Origin of the sequence: Streptococcus sp. HMSC076H09 (genome assembly GCF_001811765.1) — a bacterium.
Taxonomy (GTDB): domain Bacteria; phylum Bacillota; class Bacilli; order Lactobacillales; family Streptococcaceae; genus Streptococcus; species Streptococcus agalactiae.
This window is the reverse complement of sequence record NZ_KV806614.1, coordinates 405,203-417,701: the sequence shown is the minus strand read 5'-3', so window position 1 is coordinate 417,701 and position 12,499 is coordinate 405,203. Positions and strand designations below refer to the sequence as shown.

Here is a 12,499-nt window from a genome sequence, read left to right as displayed (position 1 = left end):
TATAATCTTAACGTTATAGTAGATTTTTAGAAAATTAGACCATTATAAGGAGAGTTGAATGTCGAGCGGAATCATATTGCTGCTTGTGGCTATAGTCCTGCTTGTGATTATTGCCTACGTAGTCGGCGTCGTAATAAGAAAACGTAATGATACATTAATTGCAAACTTAGAAACTAGAAAACAAGAGTTAGTTGACCTTCCTGTGCAAGAGGAGATTGAGCAAGTCAAATTGCTTCATTTGATTGGCCAAAGTCAATCAACTTTTAGAGAATGGAACCAAAAATGGACTGATTTATCAACTAATTCATTTAAAGATATTGATTTTCATTTAGTTGAAGCTGAAAATCTTAATGATTCATTTAATTTTGTGCGTGCTAAGCACGAGATTGATAATGTTGATAGTCAGCTAACTATTATAGAAGAAGATATTGTTTCGATTCGTGAAGCTTTAGAAGTTTTAAAAGAGCAAGAAGAGAAAAATAGTGCCCGTGTAACACATGCTTTGGACCTATACGAAACACTTCAAAAATCAATTTCTGAAAAAGAAGATAATTACGGGACAACCATGCCAGAAATTGAAAAGCAGTTGAAAAATATCGAGGCTGAATTTTCACATTTTGTGACCTTAAACTCAACTGGTGACCCGATTGAAGCTTCTGAAGTTTTGAATAAAGCAGAGGAGCATACGATTGCTTTAGGGCAAATTACAGAACAAATTCCAGCTATTGTTGCTAAATTAGAAGACGATTTTCCAGATCAGTTAGATGATTTGGAGACAGGATATCGTCGTCTTTTAGAGGAAAACTACCATTTCCCTGAAAAGGATATTGAACAACGTTTTCAAGAAGTTCGTGAGGCTATTCGTTCGAATTCAGATGGTTTAGTTAGTTTGGATCTAGATCGTGCTCGCGATGAAAATGAACATATTCAAGAAAAAATTGATAAACTTTATGATATTTTTGAACGTGAGATTGCTGCTTATAAAGTAGCTCATAAGGATAGTAAAATTATTCCTCAATTCCTTGCTCATGCAAAATCTAACAATGAACAACTGGGGCATGAAATCAAACGATTATCTGCTAAATATATCTTAAATGAAAATGAAAGCTTAAGTTTACGTTCCTTCACAAATGATTTGGAAGAAATTGAAACAAAGGTTTTACCTTCTGTAGAAAATTTTGGTCAAGAAGCTTCACCTTATACTCATCTACAAATTTTATTTGAGCGTACGTTGAAAACATTGACTACTGTTGAAGAAAATCAAATGGAAGTTTTTGAAGCCGTTAAAACTATTGAAAGCGTTGAGACACGAGCACGCCAAAATATGGATAAGTATGTTAACAAGCTCCATATGATTAAACGTTTCATGGAAAAACGCAATCTTCCAGGAATCCCGCAAGACTTCTTAAGCACTTTCTTTACAACAAGTTCTCAAATTGAGGCACTTATTAATGAACTCAGTCGCGGTCGTATTGATATTGAGGCTGTTTCACGTTTAAATGATGTGACTACAAATGCTATCGCTAATTTAGAGCAAGCTACATATCTAGTTGTTCAAGATGCGACTCTCACAGAGCAGTTACTACAGTATTCAAACCGTTATCGTAGTTTTGAACAAAATGTGCAAAAGAGCTTTGAACAAGCTTTGTACTTATTTGAAGTTGAACATAACTATAAAGCATCTTTCGATGAAATTTCATACGCACTTGAGACTGTGGAACCAGGTGTAACTGACCGTTTTGTGACGTCTTATGAAAAGACACAAGAACGTATTCGTTTCTAAAAAAGAAGAGTTAGTACTCTTCTTTTTTTAATTGCTATCTATGAAAGGTGCTAATTTTAAGGTACAATAGTAAAAAAGTTTTGGAGGTTTTAAATGATTAAAGGTTTGTTAGTCATGGACGTTGATTCAACCTTAATAATGGAAGAAGCTATTGATTTATTAGCTATTGAAGCAGGGGTGGGGAAACAGGTTGCTGCACTGACTGACGCTGCAATGCGTGGCGAGTTAGATTTTGAAGAAGCTTTGAAGAAAAGAGTAGCGCTACTTAAAGGTTTGCCTGTTACTATTTTGACAGATATATTATCCTCAATACATTTTACTCCAGGGGCTTATGAATTGATTAAAGAGTGTCACAAGCGTCAGATGAAAGTTGGTCTTGTATCAGGAGGTTTTCACGAGACGATTGATATCTTAGCTAAGCAATTACAAGTTGATTATGTCAAAGCGAATCGTCTTGGTGTCAAAGGTGGTTTTCTCACTGGCGAAGTTGAGGGAGAGATTGTCACTAAAGAAGTGAAAAAAATAAAGTTAAAAGAGTGGGCTTCTGAAAATCACTTAGACCTTTCACAAACCATCGCAATGGGAGATGGTGCCAATGATTTACCAATGATCAAATCCGCTGGGGTAGGAATTGCTTTTTGTGCAAAACCAATTGTCAGAGAAGAAGCTGCGTATCAGATTAATGAAAAAAATTTGCTTAAGGTATTTGATATTATTGATGCAAATGAAAACTAGGCCTTTATTAAGCCTAGTTTTTAGATTAAGGATTTTAAGAGTTTTATTTGAGAGGGTATTAATTTGTTTTTAGATAAAAATAAATCAATATATTCTGGTTTTAACCAGATATAGTCAACGGTCTCTCCTTCTTGCAATGTAATTATATCTTTTGCACCATTGTATTTTGCGATAAAATGGTCTACAAAGTAAGAACGCTCAGAGAACCACTCTCTATTAAGAAAGGTTAGACATTGAGGAACGATACCAGTTTCTTCTTTGAGTTCCCTTAGAATAGCTTGCTTAGCATTTTCTCCTTTAAGGGCAGATCCGCCAGCGGTGGCTTCGAAATAAGCAGGAAAAGCTTTCTTTTTAGGGTGCCGTTTCATCATCAATACGTCACCATCCTCATGAAAAAGGATAACATCAACAACTAAGTGGAATAAGCCTTGTGGGATATTTTGATCCCTATTAAGTGTAAGACCTGTAATGAACCCATATTGGTCATAAGCATCCCAAATTTCCATTAGACCTCCTTGTTATTTTTGACTAAAGAAATGTTGCCATAGACTTTTTTTAGGAGACTCCTCTTTTTTTGGTGAATTGAATAAATCAGGGAATTGTGTCTCAAAATCGTTCCATTCAACGTTTTCAGCCTTATCACTATGTATAATAATACCAAATGGAGAATTGGCATTTGCTTCATTAACAATCGTAGCAGCTAGTGATAGACGGTTAGCTAACTTCATGTAGAACATTTGAACATCAGTAGGGAGATTTGGTGATAATTTTAAACTAAGATTAGGATATTCAAGTATCAGATTATTAAGAGCAGATGTTATAGCAAGTTGAAACTTTTCTTCTTGTGCCTCTTTTAAACTTAAGTGGAGCACAACTCTTTCTTTATAAGTACCAAGGTAGTAACGTTGTTGATCAGGATCAAGACGATTTTCACCGCTTGCTTTTTGTAGGATTTTATTGTCAAGTTCAGTCATAATTTCTCCTTGAATTTGCTAATTTTATTATAACCTAAATGGGTTGCATTAGCACAGGTAAACTTGAAAAGAATTAGTGATTTTTTTATCAAAAACCACGTAATAAAGCGGTTTCACTGGGTTTTTCCTTGTTATTAACTAAAGATTATGATATTATGAATATGTAAAAAATTAAAACTCATAAGGAGAGTATTGTAATGTCAATTATTACTGATGTTTACGCACGCGAAGTCCTTGACTCACGCGGTAACCCAACACTTGAAGTAGAAGTTTATACAGAATCAGGTGCTTTCGGACGTGGTATGGTTCCTTCAGGAGCTTCTACTGGTGAACACGAAGCAGTTGAACTTCGCGACGGCGACAAGTCTCGTTACAGTGGTCTTGGAACACAAAAAGCTGTTGACAATGTAAATAACGTTATTGCAGAAGCAATCATTGGTTATGATGTACGCGACCAACAAGCTATCGACCGTGCTATGATCGCTCTTGACGGAACTCCTAATAAAGGTAAATTAGGTGCAAATGCTATTCTTGGTGTTTCTATTGCCGTAGCACGTGCTGCAGCTGATTACCTTGAAGTACCACTTTACAGCTACCTTGGTGGATTCAACACTAAAGTTCTTCCAACTCCAATGATGAACATCATCAACGGTGGTTCTCACTCAGACGCTCCAATCGCATTCCAAGAATTCATGATTATGCCAGTTGGTGCACCAACTTTCAAAGAAGCACTTCGTTGGGGTGCTGAAGTATTCCATGCTCTTAAGAAAATCCTTAAAGAACGTGGTCTTGAAACAGCTGTTGGTGATGAAGGTGGATTTGCACCTAAATTTGAAGGTACTGAAGATGGCGTAGAAACTATTCTTAAAGCTATTGAAGCTGCTGGTTACGAAGCTGGCGAAAACGGAATCATGATTGGTTTTGACTGTGCTTCATCAGAGTTCTACGATGCAGAACGTAAAGTATACGACTACAGTAAATTCGAAGGTGAAGGTGGAGCAGTTCGTACTGCTGCAGAACAAATCGATTACCTTGAAGAGTTGGTTAACAAATACCCAATCATCACTATTGAAGATGGTATGGATGAAAACGACTGGGATGGTTGGAAAGCTCTTACAGAACGCCTTGGTGGACGTGTACAATTAGTTGGTGACGATTTCTTCGTTACAAATACTGATTACTTAGCACGTGGTATCAAAGAAGAAGCTGCTAACTCAATCCTTATCAAAGTTAACCAAATCGGTACTTTGACAGAAACTTTCGAAGCTATTGAAATGGCTAAAGAAGCTGGTTACACTGCAGTTGTATCACACCGTTCAGGTGAAACTGAAGATTCAACAATCGCTGATATCGCAGTTGCAACTAACGCTGGTCAAATTAAAACAGGTTCATTATCACGTACTGACCGTATTGCTAAATACAACCAATTACTTCGTATCGAAGACCAACTTGGTGAAGTTGCTCAATACAAAGGTATCAAATCATTCTACAACTTAAAAAAATAGTCTCAGATTATTAAACAGTTGAAAATATAATAAAAACCATCTTGCATATGCAAGATGGTTTTTATGTACACATTATAATAATAGAATTGATTTGATAATAAACAGTTCTACCATTGCAATCCAGCAGCAGCGATTTCTGCTTTTGAAGCGTATTGTCCATTTGGACGATGCCACCTTCCTCTATAGTCACGTTTGTAGCCTTGACTAGTTTGTTCTTGTACTAGAGTTTCTTGTTTTTTCTGAGTTTCAGCTGCGAGCCTTGCTTGCTCCTCTTTTTGCTTCCTTTGAGCTTCAGCAGCAAGCCTTGCTTGTTCTTCTTCCAGTTTTTTCTGAGTTTCAGCAGCAGCTTTTTCCTCTTCAACTTTCTTTTCTGCAAGTCGTTTTTCTTCTTCGTGCTTAGCGATAAGTTTTCTTTGTTCTTTAGCTGATAAGACAGTATTTTGAGCCTTTCCGCTGAGGTAGTCAATGGTAGCATTTGGTGAGGTATTCTCTAAGGTAACAGTGCTGATGCCGAATTGATCTTGAGTGGATTTGTTTCCGATAAAAATAGGTAATAATTTCCCAGTCTTATCAATACCAACATATTTTAATTCAATTTTTCTTGGAATTAGTTCATTATTTTGATAAATTGGTGTTACTTTATAATCTAAGTAGTAGTTTTTATGAGTCGAAAGCCAAGTCTTTAGTTGTTTTTCATAGAATAGCATGCTCTCAGGGTTAGATGAATTCGTGCTATTGTAGTTTCCAGTATTTAGCCAATTCGTCATTGGAACTAAATTCTTTCTTTCATTGTTTAGTCCACTAAATTGGTGGCAAATAAGACGGCCTCGGCTCATTAGCCAAGCTTTTTGAGTACCATCATTATAATAGAATTTAAAATTGTGCCATCCAACAGGGGTTGTTTTTAAACGTTTTACTCTCTTTTTCTTGGGTTCATCTTTAACTTTTAGCTGAATATGTGCGAATGTGGCACGACCTTTGTCATCCAACTCTCCTAAAACCAATTGTCGTTTGTGTTTAAAAGGTAAAGTACCATTCTCTTTTGTTTTATACTCTTGAGCAGTAACAATATTTTCTGTGGTATGATTTGTAGCTAGGTTTATTGGTGTGTAAAGCGAAATAACCGTTAGTAAGGTTGCAATTCCTAATTTTATAAACTGTTTTCTTTTCATCTGTTAACCTCTAAAATAACATAAAATAGTAGCTGTTTATTTTTAAATGCATTCTGAAAATTAAAATGTGATTTTTGTAACAATATTATAACATAATGATGTATGACATGTGAAGTTAATTTATAAAAGATGTTACAGCTATATAGAGGAGCTATAGTATAAATAAAAAATTCAAAATATAGCATATATTATGATACAATAATAGCAAAATAGATTTTGGGAGTTATCATGAAATTACTGACTAATGCAAATACTCTCAAGGGAACCATCCGTGTTCCTGGCGATAAATCAATAAGTCACAGGGCTATTATTTTTGGGAGTATATCTCAGGGAGTTACCCGAATTGTTGATGTCTTAAGAGGCGAGGATGTTTTATCAACTATAGAGGCTTTTAAACAAATGGGGGTTCTAATTGAAGACGATGGCGAGATAATCACTATCTATGGCAAAGGATTTGCAGGTTTAACACAACCGAATAATCTCTTAGACATGGGAAACTCTGGTACTTCAATGCGTCTGATAGCAGGTGTGTTAGCTGGTCAAGAGTTTGAAGTGACGATGGTTGGAGACAATAGTTTGTCAAAGAGACCTATGGATCGTATAGCATTGCCTTTAAGCAAAATGGGAGCTAGAATTTCGGGAGTAACTAACCGTGATTTACCACCATTAAAACTTCAAGGTACAAAAAAATTAAAACCTATTTTTTACCATTTACCCGTAGCTTCTGCACAAGTAAAATCAGCTTTAATTTTTGCGGCTTTACAAACTAAGGGAGAATCTCTCATTGTAGAAAAAGAGCAAACAAGGAATCATACTGAGGACATGATTCGGCAATTTGGTGGACATTTGGATATTAAAGATAAAGAAATTCGACTCAATGGCGGTCAGAGCTTAGTAGGACAAGATATAAGAGTTCCTGGTGATATTTCGAGTGCTGCCTTTTGGATAGTAGCGGGTCTTATTATTCCTAACAGTCATATTATTTTAGAAAACGTAGGTATAAACGAGACACGAACTGGAATCCTTGATGTCGTCAGTAAAATGGGTGGAAAAATTAAGTTATCTTCGGTTGATAATCAAGTAAAATCAGCAACCCTTACAGTTGATTACTCTCATCTACAAGCTACTCATATTTCTGGGGCTATGATTCCACGTCTGATTGATGAATTACCTATTATTGCTCTTTTAGCAACACAAGCTCAAGGCACCACAGTCATAGCAGATGCTCAGGAATTAAAGGTGAAAGAGACAGATCGGATTCAGGTCGTTGTCGAATCGCTAAAACAGATGGGTGCTGATATTACTGCTACAGCAGATGGTATGATTATACGTGGTAATACCCCTCTTCACGCTGCTTCACTTGATTGTCATGGAGATCATAGAATAGGAATGATGATAGCTATTGCTGCTCTCTTGGTCAAAGAAGGCGAAGTAGATTTATCTGGTGAAGAAGCTATTAATACAAGCTATCCTAACTTTTTAGAACATTTGGAGGGATTAGTTAATGCCTAAGGTATTATTGGGATTCATGGGAGTTGGCAAGACTAGTGTTGCCAACTGCTTAGAAAATGAAGTAATTGATATGGATAGTCTGATTGAAAAACATATTGGTATGTCAATTTCCCGATTTTTTACAGAAGAAGGAGAAGCCTCCTTTCGTGCTTTAGAATCTCAATTTTTAAACGAACTTTTAAAGAAAAAAAATGAAGGACTTGTGATAGCTAGTGGAGGAGGTATTGTACTCCTTGAAGAAAATCGTCGTCTTTTAACTTTAAATCGTCATAATAATATTCTTTTAACAGGAAGTTTTGAAATCTTATATCATCGTATAAAAAAAGATGAGAAGAATAGAAGACCATTATTTTTAAACCATTCAAAAGAAGAATTTTATGATATTTATCAAAAACGCATGTTACTCTATAGTGGTTTGTCTGATATGATTATTGATACCGATTATCTTACACCACAAAAAATAGCTACTGTAATTGGAGAGTCACTGGTTAATTTATCTAACTAAGTTATCACAGTTTGGTAGTATGAACTATTATTATTGAAAGTAAATCACCTGAAAATATGTCAAGAAATAATTACGGTCAGCTAAATCATCATGAAGAGCTACGATATAACTATCTTTTAAAAAACATCCATTATCTTAATGAACGTGAAAAGATGGAATTTCAGTACCTTCATTATAAAAAAACAGCAGTACGACCACAGAGAAGGACAGAAAGTCCACCAACTAATTCTTATTATGAGGAACCTTATTCTGATTCTTATTATCAAGATGACGATTTTTACTCAGAGCCTCAGCTAACCTCACAAGGTTTACCAATTTATCAAGAAGAGAGAGCTCCGAAGAAGAAAAAACAAAGGGCCAGAAAAGAAAAACAGAGGGTGAAGGTTATGGCGCCTTTCCCTCCAAAGGCTATAACCCCCCCTAGAAAGAAAAAAAAATTTAAGGGTTTCCTAAAGTTCATAGGTATTATATTACTAATTGTTTTATCAGGTATGGTTTTCATGTTTGTTAAAGGAATGCGTGATGTGAATAATGGGAAGTCACATTATAGCCCTGCAATTATTGAAGATTTTAAGGGAAAAGATGCTGTTGATGGGACTAATATCTTAATTTTAGGTAGTGATAAACGTATCAGCGAGAGATCTACTGATGCGAGAACAGATACCATAATGGTTGCTAATGTTGGTAACAAGGATAATAAGGTTAAGATGGTGAGTTTTATGCGAGATCTCTTAGTCAATATTCCTAATTATAGTACGGAAGGTTACTATGATATGAAATTAAATGCGTCTTTTAATTTGGGAGAACAAGATAATCATAAAGGAGCAGAGTATGTTCGACAAACGTTGAAAAATCATTTTGATATTGATATAAAATATTATGTTATGGTTGACTTTGAGACATTTGCAGATGCTATTGATACACTGTTTCCTAATGGTGTCAAGATTAATGCTAAATTTGGACTTGTCGGTGGACAATCTGCTGATTCAGTTAAAGTTCCTGATGATTTAAGGATGAAAAATGGCGTTGTACCTAGCCAAAAAATTAAGGTTGGGATTCAGTATATGGATGGAAGGACCCTTCTAAATTATGCTCGTTTCAGAAAAGACGATGATGGGGACTTTGGTCGAACACAACGTCAACAACAAGTTATGAGAGCTATTGTCTCTCAAATAAAAGACCCACGTCGTCTCTTTACAGGTTCTGCTGCTATCGGTAAAGCCTATGCTTTAACTTCAAGTAATTTATCTTATAGCTTTGTCCTAACAGATGGCATTCCAATTTTATCAGATGCTAAAAATGGTATTAAGCAAATGACAATTCCAAGAGAAGGAGATTGGGTAGATGATTATGACCAGTATGGTGGTCAAGGGTTAACAATTGATTTTGCTAAGTACAAAAAGATCCTAAAGAAAATGGGACTGCGTTAACATTTTTAATTATGATATAATAGAGTGATTTATTGTCACTCTATTTTTATCTTTAGTGTATAAACTAAAGACTTCAAATGATAGATATAAAAGGAAAATTATGTTACATAAAAATGATATTATTGAAACTGAAATTAGCGACATTAGCCATGAGGGAATGGGTATTGCCAAAGTAGATGGCTTTGTTTTCTTTGTTGAAAATGCTCTTCCAGGTGAGATTATTCAGATGCGCGTCTTGAAATTACGTAAGCGTATAGGATATGGAAAAGTTGAGGAATATTTAACGACTTCTCCTCACCGAAATGAAGGATTAGACTATACCTATTTACGTACAGGGATTGCTGATTTGGGACATCTTACTTATGAACAACAGCTGTTATTTAAACAAAAACAAGTAGCTGATAACCTTTATAAAATTGCTCATATATCTGATGTTTTAGTAGAACCTACTCTTGGTATGACAATCCCTTTGGCATATCGAAATAAAGCTCAGGTACCAGTTCGTCGTGTTGATGGACAGCTAGAGACAGGTTTTTTCAGAAAAAATTCACATACTCTGGTATCCATTGAAGATTATTTAATTCAGGAAAAAGAGATTGATGCTCTGATTAATTTTACACGAGATTTATTAAGAAAATTTGATGTTAAACCATATGACGAAGAGCAGCAATCTGGTTTAATTAGAAATCTCGTTGTTCGTCGAGGACATTATACAGGGCAATTAATGTTGGTTTTGGTGACAACACGTCCTAAAATATTCCGCATTGACCAAATGATTGAAAAGTTGGTGTCTGCCTTTCCTTCTGTTGTTTCAATTATGCAAAATATTAATGATCGTAATAGCAACGTTATTTTTGGGAAAGAATTTCGTACTCTATATGGTTCTGATACTATTGAGGACCAAATGTTAGGAAATACTTACGCTATATCAGCCCAATCTTTTTACCAAGTTAATACTGAAATGGCTGAAAAACTGTACCAAAAAGCAATCGATTTTTCAGATTTAAACTCAGAGGATATCGTTATTGATGCCTATTCAGGTATAGGAACAATTGGCTTATCTGTTGCTAAACAAGTAAAACATGTTTATGGTGTTGAAGTTGTTGAAAAAGCAGTAAGTGATGCCAAAGAAAATGCTACTCGAAATGGGATAACTAACAGTACCTATGTTGCTGATTCGGCTGAAAATGCAATGGCAAAGTGGCTTAAAGAAGGTATAAAACCAACTGTTATAATGGTTGATCCACCACGAAAAGGATTAACGGAGAGTTTTGTATATTCTGCTGCCCAAACAAAAGCAGACAAAATCACTTATATTTCTTGTAATTCAGCGACAATGGCGCGTGATATCAAACTATTTGAAGAATTAGGGTATCATTTAGTAAAAATTCAACCAGTAGACTTATTCCCAATGACACATCATGTGGAGTGCGTAGCGTTGCTACAACGAAGCAAAGGGTAAAAATCCTTTATTTTAAGCACTTTTTCAAGCATTTTGTCTTTATTGAAAAGAGTGATTTTAACATAAAAAAGGTATTAAAAAACATATTGACGTGACCGTTTGTTTTGAAGTGGCTTGCGTAGACAAAAAAATAGATACGTCAGATAAATTTCTGGCATTACGAGAACATTTTTAGAGTGTTCTCTTTTTTTAGTTTACGGAGGAAAAATATATATGGAAAAACAGGATTCACGAGTTCTCATCCATTGGGAGGGGAATTCTGGGGACAAGCTTATTGAACACCAAACCAGCGCAACGGGGTGGTACTACCAAGTCGATCGTAGCTTTAGTCAACCAAAAGGGGAACCGCCCAGAATGATCCAAAGGCACTAGAAAGTGTCCGTAATGATTCGATTTCGGGCGGTGATGATGTCATGGGTTATGCTTATAGCAAATGTACTTGGGGAGTTGCGGCACGAATTAATCAGTGGGACTGAAACTCAAAGGTTGAAATGGTGAGAAGATTACCATTACCAGTTCAATGGGAAATGGTCAGGATTGGGTTGGAACAGCCGAAAGACTAGATGGTGAAACTGATACAGTTCCAAAAGAAGGTACTATTCTCTCTTTTTAGGAAAGTAGTTATGGTTCGTATATAGGCTACGGAACTATATCTTTCGTCACATTACATCTACAGATAGTACCATGAATTTTGCTTATATGACCAAGTAAAGTGAGGATATACTAACAAATGAAATATTTATTATCGTATTTGTCCATTTTATCGAAAAGTTTGCATATTATCATTATGTTTGATAAGATGCAAATATAATGATAGTAGGAGCTAAATATGGATATTTAAAAAATCAAGAGTATCCTAAGTGCTTTCCATTTTGAAATTCAAATATAGCTAATAGTTCTAGAACTTCTAATTGTTTTTCGTCGACGATATGAATTTTCAATCTTAACTGTTAGGATTCCACCTCCCTTTGGTTAAAGAAAAAAGGTCAGGTCGTTTAGATAACTTTGTCAAACAAGCTCAAGCTATCTAAAAATAGTTTGAAATGGGCATTACTCTAGTTTTTAATAAGCTATCTGATGAGCAGAAGGAGAAGTTAATGCATGTTGGGAAGTCTTATTTTGACTATCAAGAAAATGCTCTTATCCCACAATTAGGTTTTCTATATTCTAAATTAACTAAAAAAATTGAACTTGATAATCGGTTGTCTCCGACTGAACAAAAGTTATTGATTACCTTATTATTACATACTAAAGGTTTAATCATTGATATGTAAGAAGTAAGTCAGCTAACCGATCTTTCTATTCTAAAACTTATATTGTTGCTTTAGAAATTTTAAAGAGCGTGGATGGCTTCATAATAAACAGAAATCTTACCAATTTGCGAAGCCAAAAAATATGATATTTGAAGAGTCCAAAGATCT

11 protein-coding genes and 1 pseudogene are annotated in these 12,499 nt (G+C 35.2%); 9 read left to right on the top strand and 3 right to left on the bottom strand.

All coding sequences use genetic code 11. The annotated features are described in order from the left end of the window. The first annotated feature begins 58 nt into the window (after nucleotides 1-58). Together ezrA and serB are read left to right on the top strand one after the other, a co-directional pair. Nucleotides 59-1,783, top strand: a complete 1,725-nt coding sequence (gene ezrA / locus HMPREF2818_RS09025) for a septation ring formation regulator EzrA (RefSeq protein WP_000094341.1) — start codon at nucleotides 59-61, stop codon at nucleotides 1,781-1,783. Nucleotides 1,784-1,876: 93 nt separating this feature from the next. Further along, entirely contained in the window at nucleotides 1,877-2,518 is a 642-nt protein-coding gene (gene serB / locus HMPREF2818_RS09020) for a phosphoserine phosphatase SerB (RefSeq protein WP_000589685.1), read from the top strand. 20 nt (nucleotides 2,519-2,538) lie between these two features. Here the strand turns inward: serB and HMPREF2818_RS09015 are convergent, their stop codons facing one another. Together HMPREF2818_RS09015 and HMPREF2818_RS09010 are read right to left on the bottom strand one after the other, a co-directional pair. Next, entirely contained in the window at nucleotides 2,539-3,024 is a 486-nt protein-coding gene (locus HMPREF2818_RS09015; protein ID WP_000409124.1) for an NUDIX hydrolase, read from the bottom strand. 12 nt (nucleotides 3,025-3,036) lie between these two features. After that, on the bottom strand, nucleotides 3,037-3,492 hold the full coding sequence (locus HMPREF2818_RS09010) for a YueI family protein (protein ID WP_000137373.1): 456 nt from the start codon (nucleotides 3,490-3,492) through the stop codon (nucleotides 3,037-3,039). A gap of 197 nt (nucleotides 3,493-3,689) precedes the next feature. Here HMPREF2818_RS09010 and eno point away from each other — a divergent pair, with 197 nt between their 5' ends. Then, a complete protein-coding gene (eno, locus tag HMPREF2818_RS09005) occupies nucleotides 3,690-4,997 on the top strand; it encodes a surface-displayed alpha-enolase (protein ID WP_000022836.1) in 1,308 nt (435 codons plus the stop codon). A gap of 107 nt (nucleotides 4,998-5,104) precedes the next feature. On the opposite strand, the gene HMPREF2818_RS09000 is transcribed toward eno, so the two are convergent. Further along, the gene (locus HMPREF2818_RS09000) at nucleotides 5,105-6,169 is read right to left on the bottom strand and encodes a DNA/RNA non-specific endonuclease (RefSeq protein WP_000823931.1); all 1,065 of its coding nucleotides are present in this window, start codon (nucleotides 6,167-6,169) and stop codon (nucleotides 5,105-5,107) included. Nucleotides 6,170-6,397: 228 nt separating this feature from the next. Between HMPREF2818_RS09000 and aroA the strand changes: the two genes are divergently transcribed. The 6 genes and pseudogenes from aroA to HMPREF2818_RS10235 all read left to right on the top strand — a co-directional run bounded on the left by aroA (nucleotide 6,398) and on the right by HMPREF2818_RS10235 (nucleotide 12,352). Then, the gene (aroA, locus tag HMPREF2818_RS08995) at nucleotides 6,398-7,681 is read left to right on the top strand and encodes a 3-phosphoshikimate 1-carboxyvinyltransferase (RefSeq protein ID WP_000772014.1); all 1,284 of its coding nucleotides are present in this window, start codon (nucleotides 6,398-6,400) and stop codon (nucleotides 7,679-7,681) included. Beyond that, nucleotides 7,674-8,186: a shikimate kinase gene (locus HMPREF2818_RS08990; RefSeq protein ID WP_001127191.1), complete on the top strand. Its 513-nt coding sequence runs from the start codon at nucleotides 7,674-7,676 to the stop codon at nucleotides 8,184-8,186. The genes aroA and HMPREF2818_RS08990 overlap by 8 nt, the downstream gene beginning before the upstream one ends. Nucleotides 8,187-8,242: 56 nt before the next feature. Continuing rightward, entirely contained in the window at nucleotides 8,243-9,616 is a 1,374-nt protein-coding gene (locus HMPREF2818_RS08985) for an LCP family protein (RefSeq protein WP_000089333.1), read from the top strand. A gap of 100 nt (nucleotides 9,617-9,716) precedes the next feature. After that, entirely contained in the window at nucleotides 9,717-11,078 is a 1,362-nt protein-coding gene (gene rlmD / locus HMPREF2818_RS08980; RefSeq protein ID WP_000902666.1) for a 23S rRNA (uracil(1939)-C(5))-methyltransferase RlmD, read from the top strand. 237 nt (nucleotides 11,079-11,315) lie between these two features. Continuing rightward, nucleotides 11,316-11,691, top strand: a pseudogene (locus HMPREF2818_RS10385) (CHAP domain-containing protein); the annotation flags it as partial. A 484-nt stretch (nucleotides 11,692-12,175) separates the two neighbouring features. After that, nucleotides 12,176-12,352, top strand: a complete 177-nt coding sequence (locus HMPREF2818_RS10235) for a hypothetical protein (protein WP_000557949.1) — start codon at nucleotides 12,176-12,178, stop codon at nucleotides 12,350-12,352. Nucleotides 12,353-12,499: the final 147 nt, after the last annotated feature.

Bases quoted from the DNA above. Each gene is read 5' to 3' on its own strand.
- HMPREF2818_RS09015 (WP_000409124.1), bottom strand. From the start codon at position 3,024: ATGGAAATTTGGGATGCTTATGACCAATATGGGTTCATTACAGGTCTT.
- HMPREF2818_RS09000 (WP_000823931.1), bottom strand. From the start codon at position 6,169: ATGAAAAGAAAACAGTTTATAAAATTAGGAATTGCAACCTTACTAACG.
- HMPREF2818_RS09010 (WP_000137373.1), bottom strand. From the start codon at position 3,492: ATGACTGAACTTGACAATAAAATCCTACAAAAAGCAAGCGGTGAAAAT.
- ezrA (WP_000094341.1), top strand. From the start codon at position 59: ATGTCGAGCGGAATCATATTGCTGCTTGTGGCTATAGTCCTGCTTGTG.
- aroA (WP_000772014.1), top strand. From the start codon at position 6,398: ATGAAATTACTGACTAATGCAAATACTCTCAAGGGAACCATCCGTGTT.
- serB (WP_000589685.1), top strand. From the start codon at position 1,877: ATGATTAAAGGTTTGTTAGTCATGGACGTTGATTCAACCTTAATAATG.
- rlmD (WP_000902666.1), top strand. From the start codon at position 9,717: ATGTTACATAAAAATGATATTATTGAAACTGAAATTAGCGACATTAGC.
- HMPREF2818_RS08990 (WP_001127191.1), top strand. From the start codon at position 7,674: ATGCCTAAGGTATTATTGGGATTCATGGGAGTTGGCAAGACTAGTGTT.
- HMPREF2818_RS08985 (WP_000089333.1), top strand. From the start codon at position 8,243: ATGTCAAGAAATAATTACGGTCAGCTAAATCATCATGAAGAGCTACGA.
- HMPREF2818_RS10235 (WP_000557949.1), top strand. From the start codon at position 12,176: ATGCATGTTGGGAAGTCTTATTTTGACTATCAAGAAAATGCTCTTATC.
- eno (WP_000022836.1), top strand. From the start codon at position 3,690: ATGTCAATTATTACTGATGTTTACGCACGCGAAGTCCTTGACTCACGC.